21 protein-coding genes are annotated in these 17,822 nt (G+C 68.4%); 4 read left to right on the forward strand and 17 right to left on the reverse strand.

Features of this window, described 5'->3' with window-relative positions; genetic code table 11:
* Positions 1 to 44 precede the first annotated feature (44 nt).
* The 4 genes from hemC to I1A62_RS17005 form a co-directional block, all read right to left on the reverse strand.
* Positions 45 to 1,010: a hydroxymethylbilane synthase gene (gene hemC / locus I1A62_RS16990; RefSeq protein ID WP_219459231.1), complete on the reverse strand. Its 966-nt coding sequence runs from the start codon at positions 1,008 to 1,010 to the stop codon at positions 45 to 47.
* A complete protein-coding gene (locus tag I1A62_RS16995) occupies positions 1,007 to 2,443 on the reverse strand; it encodes a glutamyl-tRNA reductase (RefSeq protein ID WP_124395122.1) in 1,437 nt (478 codons plus the stop codon). The genes hemC and I1A62_RS16995 overlap by 4 nt, the downstream gene beginning before the upstream one ends.
* Positions 2,440 to 3,294 carry a redox-sensing transcriptional repressor Rex gene (locus tag I1A62_RS17000; protein WP_219459232.1) on the reverse strand — a complete coding sequence of 285 codons (855 nt, stop codon included), beginning with the start codon at positions 3,292 to 3,294 and terminating at the stop codon, positions 2,440 to 2,442. The genes I1A62_RS16995 and I1A62_RS17000 overlap by 4 nt, the downstream gene beginning before the upstream one ends.
* Before the next feature lie 140 nt (positions 3,295 to 3,434).
* Positions 3,435 to 3,695 carry a glutaredoxin family protein gene (locus I1A62_RS17005; protein WP_012688935.1) on the reverse strand — a complete coding sequence of 87 codons (261 nt, stop codon included), beginning with the start codon at positions 3,693 to 3,695 and terminating at the stop codon, positions 3,435 to 3,437.
* A 179-nt stretch (positions 3,696 to 3,874) separates the two neighbouring features.
* Here I1A62_RS17005 and I1A62_RS17010 point away from each other — a divergent pair, with 179 nt between their 5' ends.
* Complete coding sequence (locus I1A62_RS17010; protein ID WP_124395124.1) at positions 3,875 to 4,861, forward strand: HAD family phosphatase; 987 nt, start codon at positions 3,875 to 3,877, stop codon at positions 4,859 to 4,861.
* Positions 4,862 to 4,876: 15 nt separating this feature from the next.
* On the opposite strand, the gene I1A62_RS17015 is transcribed toward I1A62_RS17010, so the two are convergent.
* The 10 genes from I1A62_RS17015 to I1A62_RS17060 all read right to left on the reverse strand — a co-directional run bounded on the left by I1A62_RS17015 (position 4,877) and on the right by I1A62_RS17060 (position 13,324).
* The gene (locus I1A62_RS17015; protein ID WP_124395125.1) at positions 4,877 to 5,896 is read right to left on the reverse strand and encodes a lysophospholipid acyltransferase family protein; all 1,020 of its coding nucleotides are present in this window, start codon (positions 5,894 to 5,896) and stop codon (positions 4,877 to 4,879) included.
* Positions 5,893 to 6,936 (reverse strand): NAD-dependent epimerase/dehydratase family protein, encoded by a 1,044-nt coding sequence (locus I1A62_RS17020; protein ID WP_124395140.1) that lies wholly within the window; start codon positions 6,934 to 6,936, stop codon positions 5,893 to 5,895. Before I1A62_RS17020 ends, I1A62_RS17015 begins: the two co-directional genes overlap by 4 nt.
* 200 nt (positions 6,937 to 7,136) lie before the next feature.
* Positions 7,137 to 7,238, reverse strand: a complete 102-nt coding sequence (locus I1A62_RS17025; protein WP_003402602.1) for a 30S ribosomal protein bS22 — start codon at positions 7,236 to 7,238, stop codon at positions 7,137 to 7,139.
* Positions 7,239 to 7,437: 199 nt separating this feature from the next.
* Positions 7,438 to 7,674 (reverse strand): helix-turn-helix domain-containing protein, encoded by a 237-nt coding sequence (locus tag I1A62_RS17030; protein WP_005258384.1) that lies wholly within the window; start codon positions 7,672 to 7,674, stop codon positions 7,438 to 7,440.
* Positions 7,675 to 7,799: 125 nt separating this feature from the next.
* Positions 7,800 to 8,615, reverse strand: coding sequence for a pyrroline-5-carboxylate reductase (gene proC / locus I1A62_RS17035; protein ID WP_124395126.1), 816 nt, complete (start codon positions 8,613 to 8,615; stop codon positions 7,800 to 7,802).
* 36 nt (positions 8,616 to 8,651) lie between these two features.
* Positions 8,652 to 9,494, reverse strand: a complete 843-nt coding sequence (locus tag I1A62_RS17040; protein ID WP_124395127.1) for a thioesterase family protein — start codon at positions 9,492 to 9,494, stop codon at positions 8,652 to 8,654.
* Positions 9,494 to 10,126, reverse strand: a complete 633-nt coding sequence (locus tag I1A62_RS17045) for a MerR family transcriptional regulator (protein WP_219459233.1) — start codon at positions 10,124 to 10,126, stop codon at positions 9,494 to 9,496. Before I1A62_RS17045 ends, I1A62_RS17040 begins: the two co-directional genes overlap by 1 nt.
* Before the next feature lie 84 nt (positions 10,127 to 10,210).
* Entirely contained in the window at positions 10,211 to 11,152 is a 942-nt protein-coding gene (locus I1A62_RS17050) for a sugar phosphate isomerase/epimerase (RefSeq protein WP_124395129.1), read from the reverse strand.
* Between the two features lie 7 nt (positions 11,153 to 11,159).
* On the reverse strand, positions 11,160 to 12,374 hold the full coding sequence (locus I1A62_RS17055) for a hypothetical protein (RefSeq protein ID WP_219459234.1): 1,215 nt from the start codon (positions 12,372 to 12,374) through the stop codon (positions 11,160 to 11,162).
* Positions 12,371 to 13,324, reverse strand: a complete 954-nt coding sequence (locus tag I1A62_RS17060) for a Ppx/GppA phosphatase family protein (protein ID WP_124395131.1) — start codon at positions 13,322 to 13,324, stop codon at positions 12,371 to 12,373. Before I1A62_RS17060 ends, I1A62_RS17055 begins: the two co-directional genes overlap by 4 nt.
* 66 nt (positions 13,325 to 13,390) lie before the next feature.
* Here I1A62_RS17060 and I1A62_RS17065 point away from each other — a divergent pair, with 66 nt between their 5' ends.
* The 3 genes from I1A62_RS17065 to I1A62_RS17075 all read left to right on the forward strand — a co-directional run bounded on the left by I1A62_RS17065 (position 13,391) and on the right by I1A62_RS17075 (position 14,904).
* Positions 13,391 to 14,176 (forward strand): hypothetical protein, encoded by a 786-nt coding sequence (locus I1A62_RS17065; protein ID WP_124395132.1) that lies wholly within the window; start codon positions 13,391 to 13,393, stop codon positions 14,174 to 14,176.
* Positions 14,177 to 14,245: 69 nt separating this feature from the next.
* The gene (locus I1A62_RS17070; protein ID WP_124395133.1) at positions 14,246 to 14,581 is read left to right on the forward strand and encodes a hypothetical protein; all 336 of its coding nucleotides are present in this window, start codon (positions 14,246 to 14,248) and stop codon (positions 14,579 to 14,581) included.
* A complete protein-coding gene (locus tag I1A62_RS17075) occupies positions 14,581 to 14,904 on the forward strand; it encodes a hypothetical protein (protein WP_124395134.1) in 324 nt (107 codons plus the stop codon). Before I1A62_RS17070 ends, I1A62_RS17075 begins: the two co-directional genes overlap by 1 nt.
* A gap of 86 nt (positions 14,905 to 14,990) precedes the next feature.
* Here the strand turns inward: I1A62_RS17075 and I1A62_RS17080 are convergent, their stop codons facing one another.
* The 3 genes from I1A62_RS17080 to I1A62_RS17090 form a co-directional block, all read right to left on the reverse strand.
* Positions 14,991 to 15,680, reverse strand: coding sequence for a response regulator transcription factor (locus tag I1A62_RS17080; protein ID WP_005251956.1), 690 nt, complete (start codon positions 15,678 to 15,680; stop codon positions 14,991 to 14,993).
* On the reverse strand, positions 15,677 to 16,885 hold the full coding sequence (locus I1A62_RS17085) for a cell wall metabolism sensor histidine kinase WalK (protein ID WP_124395135.1): 1,209 nt from the start codon (positions 16,883 to 16,885) through the stop codon (positions 15,677 to 15,679). Before I1A62_RS17085 ends, I1A62_RS17080 begins: the two co-directional genes overlap by 4 nt.
* 149 nt (positions 16,886 to 17,034) lie before the next feature.
* Positions 17,035 to 17,790, reverse strand: coding sequence for a phosphoglyceromutase (locus tag I1A62_RS17090; protein ID WP_206010028.1), 756 nt, complete (start codon positions 17,788 to 17,790; stop codon positions 17,035 to 17,037).
* Positions 17,791 to 17,822: the final 32 nt, after the last annotated feature.

Below are 17,822 nucleotides of genomic sequence, written 5' to 3' on the forward strand. Positions count from 1 at the left end.
ATGGGTACAGGAAGCGGATCGGCCGATCAGTCGGCCTTCGCACATCAAACATCGGCATCACCGGCCTCGGTGACATTCATCAGCTCCCGCGCACCGAGCTCGAGAAGCTCCCGCGCGACGGAGCGGCCGAGTTCTTCGGCGTTCTCCGGGGAGCCCACGGCCCCCGTGCGTATGACGTCGGAACCGTCGATGGCCGCGGCGCAGCCCCGGACGGACAATTCGTCGAAGATGCGGCCGTCGTCGTCGAGGGATTCGACGACCTCGGCGATGGCGCCGACGGGCGCGGTGCAGCCTGCCTCGAGTTCCGCGAGCAAGGCGCGTTCCGCCGTGACGGCGGCGCGGCTGTTCGGGTCGTCGAGCTCGGACAGGATCGCGACAAGTGCCGTGTCGACCGAGAGGCATTCGACGGCGAGCGCGCCCTGCGCGGGCGCGGGCAGCATCTGGACCGGTTCGAGGGACTCGGTGATCAGGTCCAGTCGACCGATCCGCGCCAGGCCGGCCCGGGCCAGGACGACGGCGTCGAGTTCGCCGGATTCGACCTTGCCGAGGCGACGCTGCAGGTTGCCGCGCAGCGGCTGGATGTCGAGGCCGAGGCCCAGAGCCCGCAACTGCGACGTGCGCCGGGGTGCGGACGTGCCGACCTTCGAACCGGCGGGCAGCTCACCGAGGACCAGTCCGTCGCGCGCCACGAGTGCGTCGCGGGGATCCTCGCGCGGCGGGATGGCCGCGATCGTGAACCGCTCGTCGCGGGCGGTCGGCAGGTCCTTGTAGGAGTGGACGGCCACGTCGACCCGGCCGTCGGCGAGCGCTTCCCGGAGTTCGGCGGTGAAGACGCCGACACCGATCTTCTCCACCGATTCCATGGACTGGTCGCCCTTGGTCTTGATGATGACGAGTTCGGCGTCGTGCCCGGCCGAGATCAGTGCGTCGCGCACGGTTCCGGCCTGGGTGGTCGCGAGCTCACTGCCACGGGTTCCGATCCGCAGCGTACGGGTGCCGACGGCGCTCATGCCTGCGATTCCTTCCCATGGTTGTCGTCAGTGACGAAGCGGCGCAGGAGCGGGTCCTGGCCTGCGAAGAAGCCGTCCGTGATGTCGATAGTGCTCAGGTCGGCGCCACCGAGTTCGGTGGGCTTCGCGACGGCCTCGACGGATCCGGGGCTGAGTTCGAACAGTTCGCGCAGGGCGGCGGCGTAGGAGTCGCCCCCGGGCGCGGAGGCGAGCTGCTTCACCCGGACGGTGGGCGCGTGCAGGAGCTTGTCGACCACTCGCCGCACCGTGCGCGCGACCTCGTCGCGCTCGGGATCGTCGAGTCCGGGCAGACGCGAATCCAGTCGCATCAGCTCCGCCTCGACCACGTCCGCCGCGCGCTGGCGCAGGGCCGTGACGGTCGGCGTGACCTCCGCCAGCCGCTGGCCCGCGAGGTAGTTGGCGAGTTCGGCGGCGACGATCGTCCGCGCGGCGTCCGCGTCGGATGCGGCCGCGCCCGCGGCGGGATCGCGCTGCAGCGATTCCATGTCGAGGACGGTGACCCCGGGCAGACCCGACACGGCGGGTTCCACGTCGCGGGGCAGTCCGAGGTCGCAGATGACGAGGGGGCGTTCGGAGTCGCGGCCGGGCTGTGCCAGCGCGCGGTGGGTGTCCGCGAGCGTGACGACGGCGCCGACCGCGCCTGTACAGGTCACGAGGACGTCTGCCTGGGCCATCGCGTCCGGGAGTTCGGCCAGTTCGAGGGCCTCCGCTGCGACACCGTTGGACCGGGCCGTGTCGGCGAGGTGTTCGGCGCGCTCCTTGGTGCGGTTCACGACGACGATGCGGCCGATCCCGGCGCGCGTGAGGTGTGCGACGGACAGGCCCCCCATCGATCCGGCGCCGACCACGACTGCGGTGCGTCCGGTCAGTCCGCCTGCGCCGACGATGCCTGCGGCGCGGTCGAGGGCCACGGACACGACGGACGCGCCCGCGGAGTCGATGCCGGTCTCCGAGTGCACCCGCTTGCCGACGCGCAGCGCCTGCTGCGCGAGTTCGTGCAGCGTGCGGCCCGCGGCCTGCTGGGCGTCGGAAGACGCGTACGCGGTCCGGATCTGCCCCAGGATCTGCTGCTCGCCGATCACCATCGAGTCCAGGCCACTGGCCACGGCGAACAGGTGCTCCGCCGCAGCCTCGCTGTACCGGACGTACGCGTGCCGGTGCAGATCGGTCAGATCGAGCCCGGAGTGGTCGGCGAGTAGTTCGCCGACCTCGGCGAGCGCACCGTGGAACGCATCGACGACGGCGTAGATCTCCACCCGATTGCAGGTGGAGACGATCATCGCCTCCGAGATGTGCGACGACGCCAGAAGCTTGTCCGTCAACTTCGGGCGATCGGTGTCGGTGACAGCCACCCGCTCGAGAACCGGCACCGGGGCCGTCCTGTGCGAGACCCCGACAAGCAGAACACTCACGGCGCGATCACTGATCCGTTTCTTGGTGCGGTGGACGGGACAGCCGAATGTCCGATGCGCACGCGCGGAGCGGTGGGTACCGATTCCGTGTTGCGTGCGCTGTTGAACGACAGGACCTGCATTTCGACCGCGAGGTCGACGCGGCGCATCTCGACGTGATCGGGGACGTCGAGGGAGGTGGGCGAGAAGCTGAGGATGCAGCGCAATCCGGCGCGCACGAGACGGTCGGCGACGTCCTGCGCCGCCTCGTCAGGGGTCGAGATGACGCCGATGGTGGCCTCGAGTTCGGCGCAGGCCTGCTCGAGTTCGTCGACGTGCCGCACGGTGAGGTCGCCCACCGGCGCACCGACCCGCGCCGGGTCGCTGTCGAACAGTCCGACCATGGAGAACCCGCGGCGACCGAAACCGCCGTAGCCGGCGAGCGCCTGGCCGAGGTTGCCGACGCCGACGAGCACCACCTTGTGTCCGCGGTCCAGGCCGAGCGCACGCTCGATGCGGGCCCGCAGGCGCGTCACGTCGTAGCCGACGCCGCGCACACCGTTCGGGCCCAGGAAGGAAAGGTCCTTGCGAAGCTTCGCGGAGCCGACACCCGAAGCGGCGGCGAGTTCCTCGCTCGAGACGATGATCGTGCCGCGTTCGGTCAGCACTCCGAGGACCCGCAGGTACGTCGCGAGGCGCGTCACCGTAGCCTGGGGGATGTCCCGCGATTCGGGGAGCGGGGCCGCGCCGGTGACCGAGGGGGCCGGTGACCCGACCACAGACCGCCCGACCGCCCCCGTGACGCCAGGGGCCACAGACCCATGCGTCTGGTGCGTTTCGGTCACGTCGTTGGCTCCTCGTCCGACCGGCATTCGATGCCGTTCTTCACGATGCTCCGGGGAATTGTTCACACCACGGTAACTGCTTGTGAACCCATGCACAAAGTCGCTGCGACTGCGCGACATGCGGTCCTACCTGCACGGCATCGGAAGATCCCACTTTTAGGGTTCCCTTACTTGCGTAAATCCGAGCGAAGGCGCTCTTCGTCGACCTCCCAGTAACTGTGCTCACGTCCGTCGAGCAACACCACCGGCAATCGGTCGCCGAATTCGGCCCGGATTTCGGGGTCCGTGGCCGCCGCCTCGTCGACGTCTATGCACGTCAGTTCCAGCCCGAACTCCTCGCACAGAACCAGCAACCGCTCGCGGGCCGGCGCGCACGCACCGCACCCCGCCCTCGTGAGAAGCGTCACCTCGTGTCCGCCCGTGCTCATGCCCCGTCACTTCCTTTCGACGCCTCCGGTGGAGTCACTGTGCCGTTTCGGGGTCCGCGGACGCCAATCGGCTCGGAGATGAACGTCACACAGTTCCCCCTGCGGGGCCATCCATCCGCCCCGTCCCCGATTCGGGGGATAGGCTGCTCCCAGAGGCTTCTGCGATACGGGAGGTGCGAGTGCCTGCGCGATCACTACCGAACGGCTCGGGTTTCGGTTCAGGTCTGGCGGGGATCATCCTCCCGGGCCGGCGCCAGTTCAGGAATCCGCTGGGACCCAGCGAAGCCGAGGTACGTGCCAACGTCGCAGGTGAGGCGAGCGCCGACGCAGCCCTCGCTCTGCACGTCGCGTCCGGCGAGGACACCGAGCTGGTCGAGCACGACGTTCCCCTCGACCTGACGGCTGCCGCGTTCTTCGACGTCGACAACACGATGGTCCAGGGCGCCTCGATCATCCACTTCGCGCGCGGACTCGCCGCCCGCAAGTATCTGAAGACGTCCGACCTCGTCGACTTCGCGTGGAAGCAGGTCAAGTTCCGCGTCACCGGCAAGGAGAGCAGCGACGACGTCGCCTCCGGCCGGGAGAAGGCCCTGTCGTTCGTCTCCGGCCGGTCGACGGCCGAACTCGCCCGGCTCGGTGAGGAGATCTACGACGAGGTCATCGCCGACAAGATCTGGCCCGGCACCCGGGCGCTGGCACAGATGCACCTCGACGCCGGACAGCAGGTGTGGCTGGTCACCGCGACCCCGGTGGAGCTGGCTCAGGTCATCGCGAAGCGTCTCGGTCTCACCGGCGCCCTCGGCACGGTCGCCGAGAGCGAGGACGGGATGTTCACCGGACGTCTGGTCGGCGACATTCTGCACGGCCTCGGCAAGGCGCACGCCGTGCGCGCCCTGGCGGTCCGCGAGGGCCTCAACCTCAAGCGCTGCACCGCCTACTCGGACAGCCACAACGACGTGCCGATGCTGTCGCTCGTCGGGACCGCGGTCGCGATCAACCCCGACACCGACCTGCGTGAGCTGGCCAAGAACCGGGGCTGGGAGATCCGCGACTTCCGGACCGGACGCAAGGCCGCCAAGATCGGCGTCCCCACCGCGCTGCTCCTGGGCGCGGCAGGCGGCGCACTCGCGGCCATCGTCGCGCGACGCCGCGAACAGGCGGCCTGAGCCGCCCGCCGCGGCTCAGCCCAGGAACACGTTCCGGCGCTTCGCGAGGAGCCGGTACAGCGTCTGCTGGATGGTCTCCCGGACGTGGTCGGTGACCTCGAACAGCTCCATCGGGTCGTCGGCCGCCGACGCGTCGTAGGTGTCGGTGACGATCGGCTTACCGAACTCGATGTACCACTTCGACGGCAGCGGCACGAGGCCGAGCGGGCCGAAGTGCGGGAAGAGCGGGGTGACCGGGAAGTACGGCATCCCCAGCAGCCGGGCGAGCGTCCCGAGTTCACCGATCTTCGGGTAGATCTCCTCGGACCCCACGATCGAGCACGGAATGATCGGCGCACCGGTCCGCATGGCGGCGGACACGAAGCCACCACGGCCGAACCGCTGCAACTTGTAGCGTTCGCTGAACGGTTTGCCGATGCCCTTGAAACCTTCGGGGAACACGGCCGCGACCTCCCCGTCCTGCAGCAGGCGCACGGCGTCCGGGTGGCACGCGAGTGTGTGCCCGGCCTTGCGGGCGACACCACCGACCAGCGGCATCTCGAACGCGAGATCGGCGGCCAGCATCCGCAGCGGGCGATGTGCGGGGTGATGGTCGTGAACGGCGACCGAGGTCATCAGGCCGTCGATGGGCAGCACACCGGCATGGTTGGCGACCACCAGCGCACCGCCCGTCGACGGGATGTTCTCCAGACCGCTGACCTCGACGCGGAACCACTTGTCGAACAGCGGACGCAGGATGGGCAGCCACACGTTCTCGGCGAAGTGGGGGTCGTAGCCGAAGTCGTCGACGTGATAGTCGCCCGAGAGCCGGCGGCGCACGAACTCGGCGGTGTTGACGATCTGCTCGGCCAGGGCGTGGCGGACGGCGTCGACGGCAGAAGACTCGGTGACGGGCTGCGGTGGGGTGATCACGGCGGGCGGCGGCATCGCCGATGGATGTCTGCTCTCGCTCTGCTCACGCCTCGAACGTCCGATAGCGGTCCCGCGCGCGGCTGTCGCACCGTGCAGCGGAATGACCTTCGCCACTTCGTTCACCTCTCCCCTTTCGCCGTGCCGGTAAGAGCGAGTAGTGCGTTCTCTGCTGCGTCGACCCATTCGTTCTTGATGATCGCCTTGACGCCGGCCGCACGAGCGAAGTCGTCCAGTGCCTGCATCGAGGTCCACCGTGGCTCGAAGGATAGTTCGGTTCGCATGCGCGTGGTGTCCAGTCCGCAACCGAAATGAAAGTATTCGAGTTGCTCGGTGGTGTACGACCGCATCACCGGACCCATCAGCGCACGCCCGAGGTTGCGGAACAACGCGAACGGCATCGGGACCTCGATCCGTCCGGCGCGGCGGATGGCCTGCGACATCATGACGACGCCGTCGCCCGCGACGTTGAACGTGCCCGCCGGACCCGACACCGTGGCCCGTTCCAGTGCGGCCAGCGCGTCCTCCTCGTGCAGGACCTGCAGGCGTGCGTCCCGTCCGAGAATGGTCGGCACGACCGGTGAGGTGAGGTACTGCGCGACCGTCGCGTTGAGTCGCGGCCCGACCAGCGGTGCGAGGCGGACGATCGACACGTCGATGTCGGGGCGCCTGCGCCCCATTCCGCGCAGATACCCCTCGATCTCGATGCAGTCCCGCGCGTACGCGCCCGCCGGGCGGCGCCGCGCGCTCATCTCCTCGGTGAACTTGGCCGGGTCCTTGGCGCTGCAGCCGTAGACCACGGAGGCCGAACGCAACACGACCTTACGGACGCTCGGTGCCTTCTGGCAGACGGCGAACAACTGCATCGCGCCGATGACGTTCATGTCTTTCATGGCCGCGCGACTACCCGACTTCGGCGGGCGCGCCAGCGTCGACGCGTGCACGACGGTGTCGACCTCGGCGTTGCGAATAACCTTGCCGATCAAGGGATTCCGGATGTCGGCGCGCACGAACTCGGCGCGGCCCATGCGGCGCAACATGTCTTTGCTCGGCGACACCGCGTCCACCGCGATCACCCGCTCGATGGCCGGATTCTGAGCGAGCCGGGTGACGAGGTATCCACCCAGAAATCTGCTTGCCCCAGTGACCAGCACGACGCGCGGCACCGCCGTCCGCGTAGTACTGTCTTCGTCACTCACAACCACCAAGGACCCCCGATCACGTAGCGAGTGACGTCAACGATACGTGCAGGAGGGGGATGGCGCTCCGCACAACGACAATTGGTCGGTCGCCCAATACGCGACGGGCCCGCCGTGAAACGAAGGATGCCCGCCACCGGAGGTGACGGGCATCCAGACGCAACTCTTTACTTACCGAGTTTCCTGCGCTGCACTCGGGTGCGGCGAAGCAGCTTACGGTGCTTCTTCTTCGACATGCGCTTGCGTCGCTTCTTGATCACTGAACCCATAGCGGGTGTCCCTCACGTTCTTCTCTAGCGTTCCTGCGCACGCCGATCACGTACGCTCGCGCCACTCTGGCGCCTGGGCCTCGTTTTAACTAGCTCAGCGCCTTACGACACCAGCTGGCTGGTACGACAGTCGCTAATCGTACCGGTGTAGGTCGTCTCCCCGGAAACCGAGGTCGATGACCCTCTTCGTGCCGATCGGTCAACCGGCGTCGAAGTACGAGGTTTCGAGGTAGTCGTGCACTGCTTTCGCATGCACTCGGAACGAACGGCCCACGCGGACGGCGGGCAGTTCGCCGCTGTGCACCAACCGGTACACAGTCATCTTGGACACTCTCATCAGCGTCGCTACCTCGGCGACGGTGAGAAATTGCGTTCCGGCCAGTGCCGGTTGTCCGTCCGGGGCCGAGCCCTTGGACGGCTTTTTTGCAGACGTCATCAACCACTTACCTCCGGCACGTCTCGCGCCGCCGGCTTCCCCTCCGGCGGAACAGACACGCACGTGCTACTTCGAGCTTAGCGGGACGGATGGGGTTACTGCGACGGGTGTGGGCAATCGAATATTCATTCGGTCGTCGTGCCGAGTTCGGCAGAACGAATTTTCGCGGCTTCGAGGGCGTCGAAAAATGCTGTTCGGAGTCCGTTTCCCTCCAGACGGCGGATTGCCGCCGCGGTGGTTCCGCCGGGCGAAGTCACGGCGGCACGAAGTTCGGTCGCGCTCTCCCCCGACCTGTCCAGCATGGCTGCGGAGCCGACCATGGTCTGCACGACCAGCTCGGTCGCGGTCGCCCGGGTCAGTCCGAGCCCCACGCCCGCATCGATCATCGCCTCGGCAACCAGGAAGAAATAGGCCGGACCGGAGCCGGAGACGGCGGTGACGGCGTCGATCTGCGATTCGGGAACGACGACGACCTTGCCGACCGACGACAGGACGCCGCGGACCAGGTCGAGGTGTTCCTTCTTCACGTGCCTGCCGGGCGCGAGCACGCTGACGCCCTCACCGACCAGCATGGGCGTGTTGGGCATGACCCGGACCACGGGGAACCCGGCGGGCAGTCTCGTCTCGTAGAAGGCGGTGGGGATGCCGGCAGCGAGCGAGACGAGCAACTGCTCGCGCTCGCCGTCGAGTTCGACCTTGGACACCTCGGTGAGCGCGGACTCGACATCTCCCGGCTTGACGGCCATCACGATGACGTCGGCGCCTTCGGCGGCGTCGGAAGGAGTGGTGACCCGCACCGAGTACGCCGCGGCCAGCTCGTCGGCGCGCGCCGGGTGCTGCTCGGCCACCACCAGATCCTTGACGGCGTGACCTGCCTGCAGAAGCCCCGAGATGAGGGCCTCGCCGATCTTGCCGCCTCCGATTACCGCAATTCTCGTCATGGCGAACAGCCTGCCACGACGCTCTGCGGCGCCCTCCTAGCGGGGGATCATCGCCAGTTGCCGGCTCTGCACGACGATCGCCCCGGTCGAGTCGAGGACGGTGTGGTCCTCCTCGAACCAGGCGCCGCCGAGCACCGTGCTGCTGGCCATCACGCGCAGCCAGCCCGGCGCGGGCTGCCTGCGCAGGTAGGTGGTCAGCTGGACCGTGGGCGCCCAACCGAACATGCCGCGGTTCATCGTCACGGGGGCGCTGATGTCGCCGGTCATGATCGCGAACAGCGCCGCCGTGTCGGGATCGCTCTCGTCGCCGGCGCGCGGTCGCACCCACATGCGGACCTCGGGTTCGCCCTGGTTGCCGGTCAGGAAGTGCGCCGACGTCCCGTCCACCCGCATGTCGCAGCCCTGAGCCACGTGGACGATCTGCCCCATCGGATGGTCGGCCGTGAGCACGACGGCGTCGGCGGGCGGTTCCACCGGGAGCTGCGCCAGGGCGTGGTCTCCGCTGTACTGCGGTTCCCCCACGTCGGGAACGCCGAGCGTGACCGACGCGCGGACGGCGACGCGGTCGCCCTGCGTCAGCTCCACATCGACGAACGACACCTGCTTGCCCTGCTTGCGCACCGTCGTCGACAGCGTCACCTCACCCGGATCGGGGGCGGACAGGTAGTTGGCCCCGACCGCGAGGGGCTGCACCCGGGACGGCCCGGCGTCGCCGGTCTCGTCGAGCAGTCGCCTGCGGGCGGCAGCGGCGCAGAGCGACATCATCGAGCCGCCGTGCACCTTGGGGCCGATCGTCCAGATCGGGTCGATCGACGCCCGGTACGTCCCGTCACCGGCAGCGGTGAGGACGTTGAGATCGTGGAAGGGAGTTGAGCTCACTACTGGTCCTGTTCTTCGGGGTTCCGGAGACGCTTCTGCGCGACGTCCTGGTGTGCGAGCCGGCGCATCGCGGCGATCACCGGCTCGTAGACGGCCGTGCCGAGCACCGCGTACCGGATCGCGTCCTCGGCCGATGCGGTGGGCATGAGCCCGATGTCGATCTCGGCGATCCCGCGCACGTGGCGCCCGTAGGCGTCGAGTCGCTGCTCGGTCATCGGGATGCCGGCTTCCTCGAGTGCCGCAAGGGCACGTTCGAGCTGACCGACCGCCACGTACCGGGGGTCGTACACCTGCCCGAGCCTGTCGAGGACGGCGCGGGCCCGCGGGAACTCGTCGGCGTCGTCGGCGGGGGTGTCGAGGTAGGGCGGGAGTTGCGCGATGGCCTGGCCGAGCACGTCGAACAGCGAGCCGTCGGGGTGGTCGACGAGGCGGAGAATCTCCCGGATGCGGGGAATCGGCAGTCCGGCTCCGGCCAGCGCCCTGACCAGGCCCAGGCGCTGTACGTGCTCCTCGCCGTACCGGGCCTGGGTCGCGCTCGTCGCCTCGCCGGGCATCAGCAGACCCTCGCGCAGGTAGTACTTCACCGTCGCGAGCGGAACGCCGGTGCGGGCGACCAACTCGGAAACGCGCACGGCCCCTCCTTCGGCAACTCGACTGGATACTCAAACTATCCAATGTGGCCACCAGCTTACCGGAGGAGAAGCCGGGCAGACGCCTCAGGTGTCGTCGTGATCGCCACCGGAGTGGCTGCGCGGCGATCCCGACGCGGCGCGGCCCGGTTCGAGGTGTTCACGGGCGAAGGCCAGTGCCTGCGCGAGCATCGACGACCGTTCCCGCTGCGTGCGGGCGTTCTGCGTGTTGATCTCGACCACCGCCTGCCCGTCGAACCCGGTGTCGACGAGGTGCCGGCACAGCTGCGCGCAGGGCTGGGCGCCGTGACCGGGAATGAGGTGCTCGTCCATCGACGCACCCCGGCCGTCGGCGAGGTGGAGGTGCGCGAGGCCCTCCCCCATCCGCTCCGCCAGTTTCATCGCATCCATCCCGGCCGTGGCCGTGTGCGACAGGTCGAGCGTGTAGTGGGCGTGCCCCGAATCGGTGGGGTCGTAGGACGGGCTGAACGCCGACAGCGCCGCCCCGGGTCCGCCGCGCCGCCGCAACCTCTGGGCGGATCTCTCCTTGCTGCCGAAGAAGCCGTCCGCCCGCATGGGGAACATGTTCTCGACCGCGACGATCACGTCGCTGCGCTGTTCCAGGTCGGCCACCTGATCGGCGAAGCCGTCGGCGTACCGGCGCTGCCAGCGGAACGGGGGGTGCACCACGACGCTCGTCGCCCCGAGCGATTCTGCGGTGCGGACGGAACGCTCCAGCTTCGCGACCGGGTCGGCGCCCCACACCCGCTGCGAGATGAGCAGGCACGGCGCGTGGATCGCCTGGACCGGGATCGCGTACCTGCGCACCAGCGCGGCCACGGCGGCGGCGTCCTGGCTGACCGATTCGGCCCACACCATCAGTTCGACGCCGTCGTATCCCAGATCGGCCGCGTACCGGAAGGCCGCCTCGGTGTTCTCCGGGTACACCGAGGCCGTCGACAGGCCCACCAGTACCTTCCGCCCAGGCGGTGACCGTCGAGCCTGCTCGTGCCCATTGTCCCCGACCATGAGCAACTCAGCCCGACGCAAGCATGAAGGCTAACGGCCCCAGAGTGACGATCATCCCGACGACGACGGCGATCACGAAGCTGGTGATGTCGTCGGTGCGGCGCAGGATGCGGACCATGGCGACCAGGCCCACGATGACGAGCAGCGCCAGAATCAGCGCGACCCACGGGAAGACGTCCCACAGCTTCTCGAAGCCCTTGAAGAGCAGGGCCCCGGCGATCACGGCCACGACACCCTGACCGATGAGAACGACCCACTCGCGGGTGGAGTTCTCGCCGGCCTCGTCCTTGCCTGCCTTCTCCGCTTTCGCGGCCTCGGCCTTCTCGGCCTTCGCCTCCTTGCGGGAACGGCGCGGGGTGTCGGACTTCTGCGTGTCGCCGTCGCGCTTCTCGGTGTCCGCCTCGCCGGTGGCGGCCTCGATGAGATCCGTCTGCTCGGCCGCGTTCGCCGCATCCGAGTCCCGGGACTGGCGCATCAGGTCGCCGGCCAGCGTCGATCCGGACAGCAGCGCGGGTTCCGGCTTCACCTTGGCGGGAGCCTCCGGCTTCGGCGTCTTCACGAACTTCGACGCGCCGTTCGACGCTGCTGCCGTACCCGCCTTCGCCGACGTCCCGGGCTTCGCCGGGGCCTCGGGCTTCGCGGTGGGCTTCGCCGGTGCGTCGGACTTCGCGGCCGGTTCGGCCTTGGCCGGGAGTTCGGTCTTCGGCGCCGGTGTCACCCGCGGAGCGGCGACGGTCGGGGCCGGTTCCGGCTTCTTGACGGCCGGGGCGGCCACCGTCGGAGCCGGCGTGGCGGCCTCCGGCGCGGGCGGTTCCTTCCGGACTGCGCGGCTGACCCACGTTCCCTGGTGATCGCGCGACGTGCCGCCCGGCACCACGGCGCGGCCACGGCCGGCGGGACGACTGGCGATGGGTTCGTCGTCGTCCTCGTCGCTGTCGTCGACCGGAGCCTTGAAGGCCGCCGTGCGGTCGTCGGCGCGCGCGGACGGCGTTGCCGGCGCGGGCGTGCGTGACGGCTCGGGCGTGGCGGGTTCCTGCTCCGGTTCGGGTTCGAGTGCCCGCGAATCGGACGGATCCCGGACCACCGGAATTTCACCGGTCAGCTCGGCGACGGAGATTCCTCCCGCGACGCCGCGCCGACGCCGCCCGCCCCGGGACTCCACCTGCTGCCCGTTGCGTTTGAGCAGCTCTGACACAGAGATCTGCTGACTGTCCTCGGTCATCGAGCACCCACCATCAATTCACCGCCCATTTCCGTATCGAGCTTGCGGAGGATCAAACCCTCGCGCAGAGCCCAGGGGCAGATTTCGAGTTCCTCCACGCCCAGTGCTCTCATGCTGGCCTCCGCAACGAGTGCTCCGGCCACGATCTGCTGCGACCTGTCGGAGCTCACCCCTTCTAATTCTGCACGGTCCGAGGCCGTCATCCGCGAAATGAAAGCTATGAGTTGCCTGAGACCGCTGGCGGTGAGCGTGCGCTTGACCCGCGGGCCGGCGCCGGACGGTGCGGCGCCCGTCAGCCGGGCCAGCGAGCGGAACGTCTTGGACGTGCCGACGGCCCGGTCCCACTGCCCCGCCGCGCGCAGTTCCTTCGACGGGACGGTCAGTTCGGCGTCCAGCCAGTCCCTCAGCACGGCCACGCGGCGCTTGCCCGGCGGGTCCTCCTCGAGCCAGTCCCGGGTGAGCCGTCCCGCGCCGAGTTGCAGCGACAGCGCGACGTCCGGGTCCTCGTCGCCGCCCGTCGTCAGTTCCAGGGATCCGCCGCCGATGTCGAGGTTCAGGATGCGGCCCGCGCTCCAGCCGAACCAGCGGCGCACGGCGAGGAACGTCAGCCGCGCCTCGTCGACACCCGACAGGACCTCGAGCGTCACGCCGGTCTCGTCGTGGACGCGCGCCAGCACGTCGTCCGAGTTGTTGGCGTCGCGGACGGCGGACGTCGCGAACGCCATGAGTTCACCGCACCCGGATGTCCTCGCGATGCTGGAGAAGTCTGCCACCGTCGTGACCAGGCGATCTGCACCCTGAGTGGTGATGTCACCCCTGTCGTCGGTGTTCTCCGCCAGCCTCAGAGTCGACTTGGTCGAACTCATCGGTGTGGGGTGGCCGCCCCTGTGGGCGTCCACTACGAGAAGATGGACGGTGTTGCTTCCGACGTCGAGTACCCCTAGTCGCACATTGACACGGTACTGGGTCTACCGTCGGGCTTTGTGACAGCACGTAAAGCAGGGCGTTCACACAAGATGACACCCAGCCCCGAAGTACCCCTCGACTTCGCTCGCGAATGGGTCGAATTTCCGGATCCCGACAACGCCGAGCACCTCATCGCCGCGGACATGACGTGGCTGCTATCCCACTGGACCTGCGTGTTCGGCACTCCGGCCTGCCAGGGCATCATCGGCGACCGGCCGGACGACGGCTGCTGTTCGCACGGCGCGTTCCTCTCCGACGAGGAGGATCTGGAGAAGCTGAACAAGTCAGTGAAGCTGCTCACACCCGAGGACTGGCAGTTCATGGAGAAGGGGCTCGGCAAGAAGGGGTACATCGAGGAGGACGACCTCGAGGACGAGCCCGCGCTGCGCACCCGCCGGTATCAGGGGGCCTGCATCTTCCTGAACCGCCCCGGCTTCGAGGGCGGCGTCGGTTGCGCGCTGCATTCGATGGCGCTCAAGCGCGGGATCGAGCCGCTCGAGGTCAAGCCCGACGTGTGCTGGCAGCTTCCGATCCGCCGCACCCAGGAGTGGGTGGAACGCCCCGACGGCGAGCAGATCCTCAAGACCACCATCACCGAGTACGACCGGCGTGGCTGGGGTGAGGGCGGCTCGGACCTGGACTGGTACTGCTCGGGCTCACCCGACGCCCACGTGGGCGCCAAGGCCGTCTGGCAGTCGTACGCGCCGGAGCTGACGGAGCTGCTCGGCAAGGCCGCGTACGCGGAATTGGCGAAGCTGTGCAAGCGCAGGGCAGGCCTCGGACTCGTCGCCGTCCACCCCGCGACGGTGGCCGCGCAGAAGAAGGCCGCCGGGTAACGGATCGGACCCACTGGTCGATTTAGCCGTCACGGCCCCATTCCGGGCACAGCCACGACGGGAGAGATCATGTTCGCTCGCATTCTGACCGGTGCCCTGCTGACCGCCGCTGCCACGCTCGCCCTCGCGCCGACCGCGTCCGCCGACCCGACCCCGGACTGGAACACCTTCTACGACAAGACGGCGAACTTCGTCGCGCCGTTCGATCCCGGCGCGTTCGGCGACAAGGGCGACCGCGCGCTCGTGCTGAGCCCGTACGGAACCGGCCGGATCATCGAGTGCAAAGGCGACGGACACTACGTCGCGGTCTACTGCAGGCAGTTCGACGACCAGGGCCGCGAGCACGCGATCACGCAGATCATCTCCGCGCCGTTCCGCGGTGTCTACGTGTACAACCCGTTCTGATGAAGCGCGCTGTCCTTGCGGTCGCAGTCGCGGCGGCATCCCTGGCAGTGTTCGCGCCGACCGCCGCCGCCGAGCCGGCCTCGACGGTCGGCGGGTGCGAGGCGTACTTCAGGACACCGTTGGACCTGGAGGCGTATTGGGGCAACCCGGGAATGCACCTCCTGTTCAGTCCATTCGGGACCCGGCAGCCGATCGACTGCGTGTGGGAGGGCGATCAGGTCACGTTTCAGCAGCACGACCTCGCCGGTAACGCGCACGAACTGCGTGAGCTGCCGAATTTCCGACCCGACTACTACTCTTCGGTGCGCTGGTTCGTTCCCTGACAGACGCCCACGAATTCGTCAGCCGCACCGGCAATTGCCTGTGCGGCTGACGAATTCGTGCGCAACTGTGGCGGATCGGCGTCCGCTCACGCCTCCAGTTTGTAGCCCAGCCCGCGGACGGTGACGAGGTGTTCCGGCTTGGCCGGGTCGGTCTCGATCTTCGAGCGCAGACGCTTGACGTGCACGTCGAGGGTCTTGGTGTCGCCGACGTAGTCCGCTCCCCACACCCGGTCGATCAGCTGTCCGCGGGTGAGCACCCGACCCGAGTTCCGCAGCAGATACTCGAGGAGGTCGAACTCCTTGAGCGGCAGCGTGACGGCCTCACCGTTCACCTGGACCACGTGCCGTTCGACGTCCATCCGGACGGGTCCGGCCTCGAGGACGGCCGAGTCCTGCGCGACGTCGAGTTCGCTGTCGACGCCTCGGCGCAGCACCGCGCGGATGCGGGCGATCAGTTCCCGCGCGGAGTACGGCTTGGTGACGTAGTCGTCGGCGCCGAGTTCGAGGCCCACCACCTTGTCGATCTCGCTGTCCCGTGCCGTCACCATGATGACGGGGACACCGGATCGGCTGCGAAGTTGCTTGCAGACGTCCGTACCGCTCATGCCGGGCAGCATGAGGTCGAGGAGGACGATGTCGGCACCGGCCCGGTCGAATTCGGCGAGCGCGGACGGTCCGTCGCCGACGATCGTCGTCTCGAATCCTTCCTTGCGGAGCAGGAAGGCCAACGGGTCGGCCAGTGACTCCTCGTCTTCCACGATCAGCACACTTGTCATCGCTTGGCCTCCATACCGGTTTCTCTCCTCCCGACAGTGCCGCCGTCGGCGTCCCCGCCGTTCGTCTCTACTGTCTCGATGTGTGCAGGAATCTGCAGGGTAAACGTCGAACCTGTTCCGGGCTTGCTCCACAGGTCGATCGATCCGTTGTGGTTGGCGGCCACGTGCTTGACGATCGCGAGGCCGAGACCCGTTCCGCCGGTCGCCCGGGCCCGCGCCTTGTCGACGCGGAAGAAACGTTCGAAGACGCGTTCCTGGTCGGCCTTGGCGATGCCTTCGCCGCGGTCGGTCACCGAGATCGCCACGTTGTCGCCGCGGATCGACCGGCTCACCGAGACCGGGGATCCTTTCGGCGAATAGGCGATGGCGTTCTGCACCAGGTTGGACAGCGCGGTGACGAGCAGCGCGCGGTCGCCGAGCACTTCGTAGCCGCTGTGGTGGTCCGAGGTGACGGCGATGCCTGCGGCTTCGGCGGAGATCTTGCACCGCTGCAGGGCCTCGTCGACCACCTCGTCGACGGACACGGCCTCGAGGTCGGGCAGCTTCTCGGCGCCCTGCAGCCGGGACAGCGCGATCAGTTCGGTGACCATCTTGCCGAGCCGGACGGATTCACCGAGCACGCGCTCGCCGAAGTGCCGGACCGACTCGGGGTCGTCGGCCGATTCGAGGAGCGCCTCCGCCAGCAGTCCCATCGCGCCGACGGGGGTCTTGAGTTCGTGGCTGACGTTGGCGACGAAGTCGCGGCGGGTCGCTTCCATCCGCACCTGCTCGGAGTCGTCGTCGGCGAACAGGACCACGAAGTTGTGGTCTTCCTTGCTGAGCAGGCGTGCGGTGCCGCGCACCGCGATCCGGTCACGTCCCCGCTGCGGGGTCTTGGTGCTCAGGTCGACCTCGACGGGTTCCCCGGTTTCGAGGACGCGGAGCGCCGCCACCCACGCACGGTCGTCGACGAGACGGTTCCGCACCAGGCCCAACTCTTCGGCGCGGGGGTTGAACAGGACCACGTCGTGGAACTGGTCGACCACGGCGATGCCGCTCTCGGACGCCAGCACGATCAGGTCGAGGACCTGCGACATCGTGAGCCCCGACGTCTCTTCCATTCGCTGCGCCTGCCGGGTGGACAGCATGGGGATCAGCACGCCACCGACGAGGTAACCGACGAAGCCGCCCACGATGGCAAGCAAGACGGCTTGAACAACACTCACGCCTGAATCGTACGTTCGCGCGGCGGGCCGGTTACGCAGGGTCCAGGCATTTCCGCGCACGTCACACGCGGCAACCGGAGTCTTCGTCCGCAGTTAACCTGCTGTTGGCCGGACGTCCCGCGAACGGGACGTCCGGCCGGTTGCACGGGCTACTTCCCGCCCTGGTTCGCGACCGCGGCAGCGCCTGCGGCGGCGGCCTCGGGGTCGAGGTAGGTGCCGCCGGGGTTGAGCGGCTTCAGGTTCTCGTCCAGGTCGTAACGCAGCGGGATGCCCGTGGGGATGTTCAGCCCGGCGATGTCCTCGTCGGAGATTCCGTCGAGGTGCTTGACGAGGGCGCGCAGCGAGTTGCCGTGCGCGGTGATCAGGACGGTCTTTCCGGCCAACAGGTCGGCCGAGATGGTCTCTTCCCAGTACGGGATCAGGCGGACGACGACGTCCTTCAGGCACTCAGTGAGCGGGACCTCATCGAGATTCGCGTAGCGGGGATCGGTGTCCTGGCTGTACTCGCTGCCCGGCTCGATCGTGGGCGGCGGGGTGTCGTAGCTGCGGCGCCACAGCATGAACTGCTCGTCGCCGTACTTGTCCTTGACCTGCGCCTTGTTGCGTCCCTGCAGGGCGCCGTAGTGGCGCTCGTTGAGGCGCCAGTCGCGGATGACGGGAATCCAGTGCCGGTCTGCCGTGTCGAGTGCGATGTTGGCGGTGCTGATGGCGCGGCGCAGCAGCGACGTGTACAGCACGTCGGGGAGCAGATCGTGCTCGAGCAGCAATTCGCCGGCGCGCTTGCCCTCGGCGATGCCCTTATCGGTCAGGTGGACGTCCACCCAGCCGGTGAACAAGTTGAGCGCATTCCATTCGCTCTCGCCGTGGCGGAGCAGCACAAGGGTTCCGGTACTCATGCCGTTCATCCTGGCATGCCTGCCGGAACCCTCGCGCCGTG

This window comes from Rhodococcus sp. USK10 (genome assembly GCF_019378875.1).
Taxonomy (GTDB): Bacteria; Actinomycetota; Actinomycetes; order Mycobacteriales; family Mycobacteriaceae; genus Rhodococcus_F; species Rhodococcus_F pseudokoreensis.

Coding starts and splice junctions, on each gene's coding strand:
- I1A62_RS17000 (WP_219459232.1), bottom strand. CDS start 3,294: ATGCCGGTCGGACGAGGAGCCAACGACGTGACCGAAACGCACCAGACG.
- I1A62_RS17025 (WP_003402602.1), bottom strand. CDS start 7,238: ATGGGTTCAGTGATCAAGAAGCGACGCAAGCGCATGTCGAAGAAGAAG.
- I1A62_RS17070 (WP_124395133.1), top strand. CDS start 14,246: ATGTTCGCTCGCATTCTGACCGGTGCCCTGCTGACCGCCGCTGCCACG.
- I1A62_RS17050 (WP_124395129.1), bottom strand. CDS start 11,152: ATGGTCGGGGACAATGGGCACGAGCAGGCTCGACGGTCACCGCCTGGG.
- I1A62_RS17090 (WP_206010028.1), bottom strand. CDS start 17,790: ATGAACGGCATGAGTACCGGAACCCTTGTGCTGCTCCGCCACGGCGAG.
- I1A62_RS17055 (WP_219459234.1), bottom strand. CDS start 12,374: ATGACCGAGGACAGTCAGCAGATCTCTGTGTCAGAGCTGCTCAAACGC.
- I1A62_RS17065 (WP_124395132.1), top strand. CDS start 13,391: ATGACACCCAGCCCCGAAGTACCCCTCGACTTCGCTCGCGAATGGGTC.
- I1A62_RS17030 (WP_005258384.1), bottom strand. CDS start 7,674: ATGACGTCTGCAAAAAAGCCGTCCAAGGGCTCGGCCCCGGACGGACAA.
- proC (WP_124395126.1), bottom strand. CDS start 8,615: ATGACGAGAATTGCGGTAATCGGAGGCGGCAAGATCGGCGAGGCCCTC.
- I1A62_RS17080 (WP_005251956.1), bottom strand. CDS start 15,680: ATGACAAGTGTGCTGATCGTGGAAGACGAGGAGTCACTGGCCGACCCG.
- I1A62_RS17075 (WP_124395134.1), top strand. CDS start 14,581: ATGAAGCGCGCTGTCCTTGCGGTCGCAGTCGCGGCGGCATCCCTGGCA.
- hemC (WP_219459231.1), bottom strand. CDS start 1,010: ATGAGCGCCGTCGGCACCCGTACGCTGCGGATCGGAACCCGTGGCAGT.
- I1A62_RS17005 (WP_012688935.1), bottom strand. CDS start 3,695: ATGAGCACGGGCGGACACGAGGTGACGCTTCTCACGAGGGCGGGGTGC.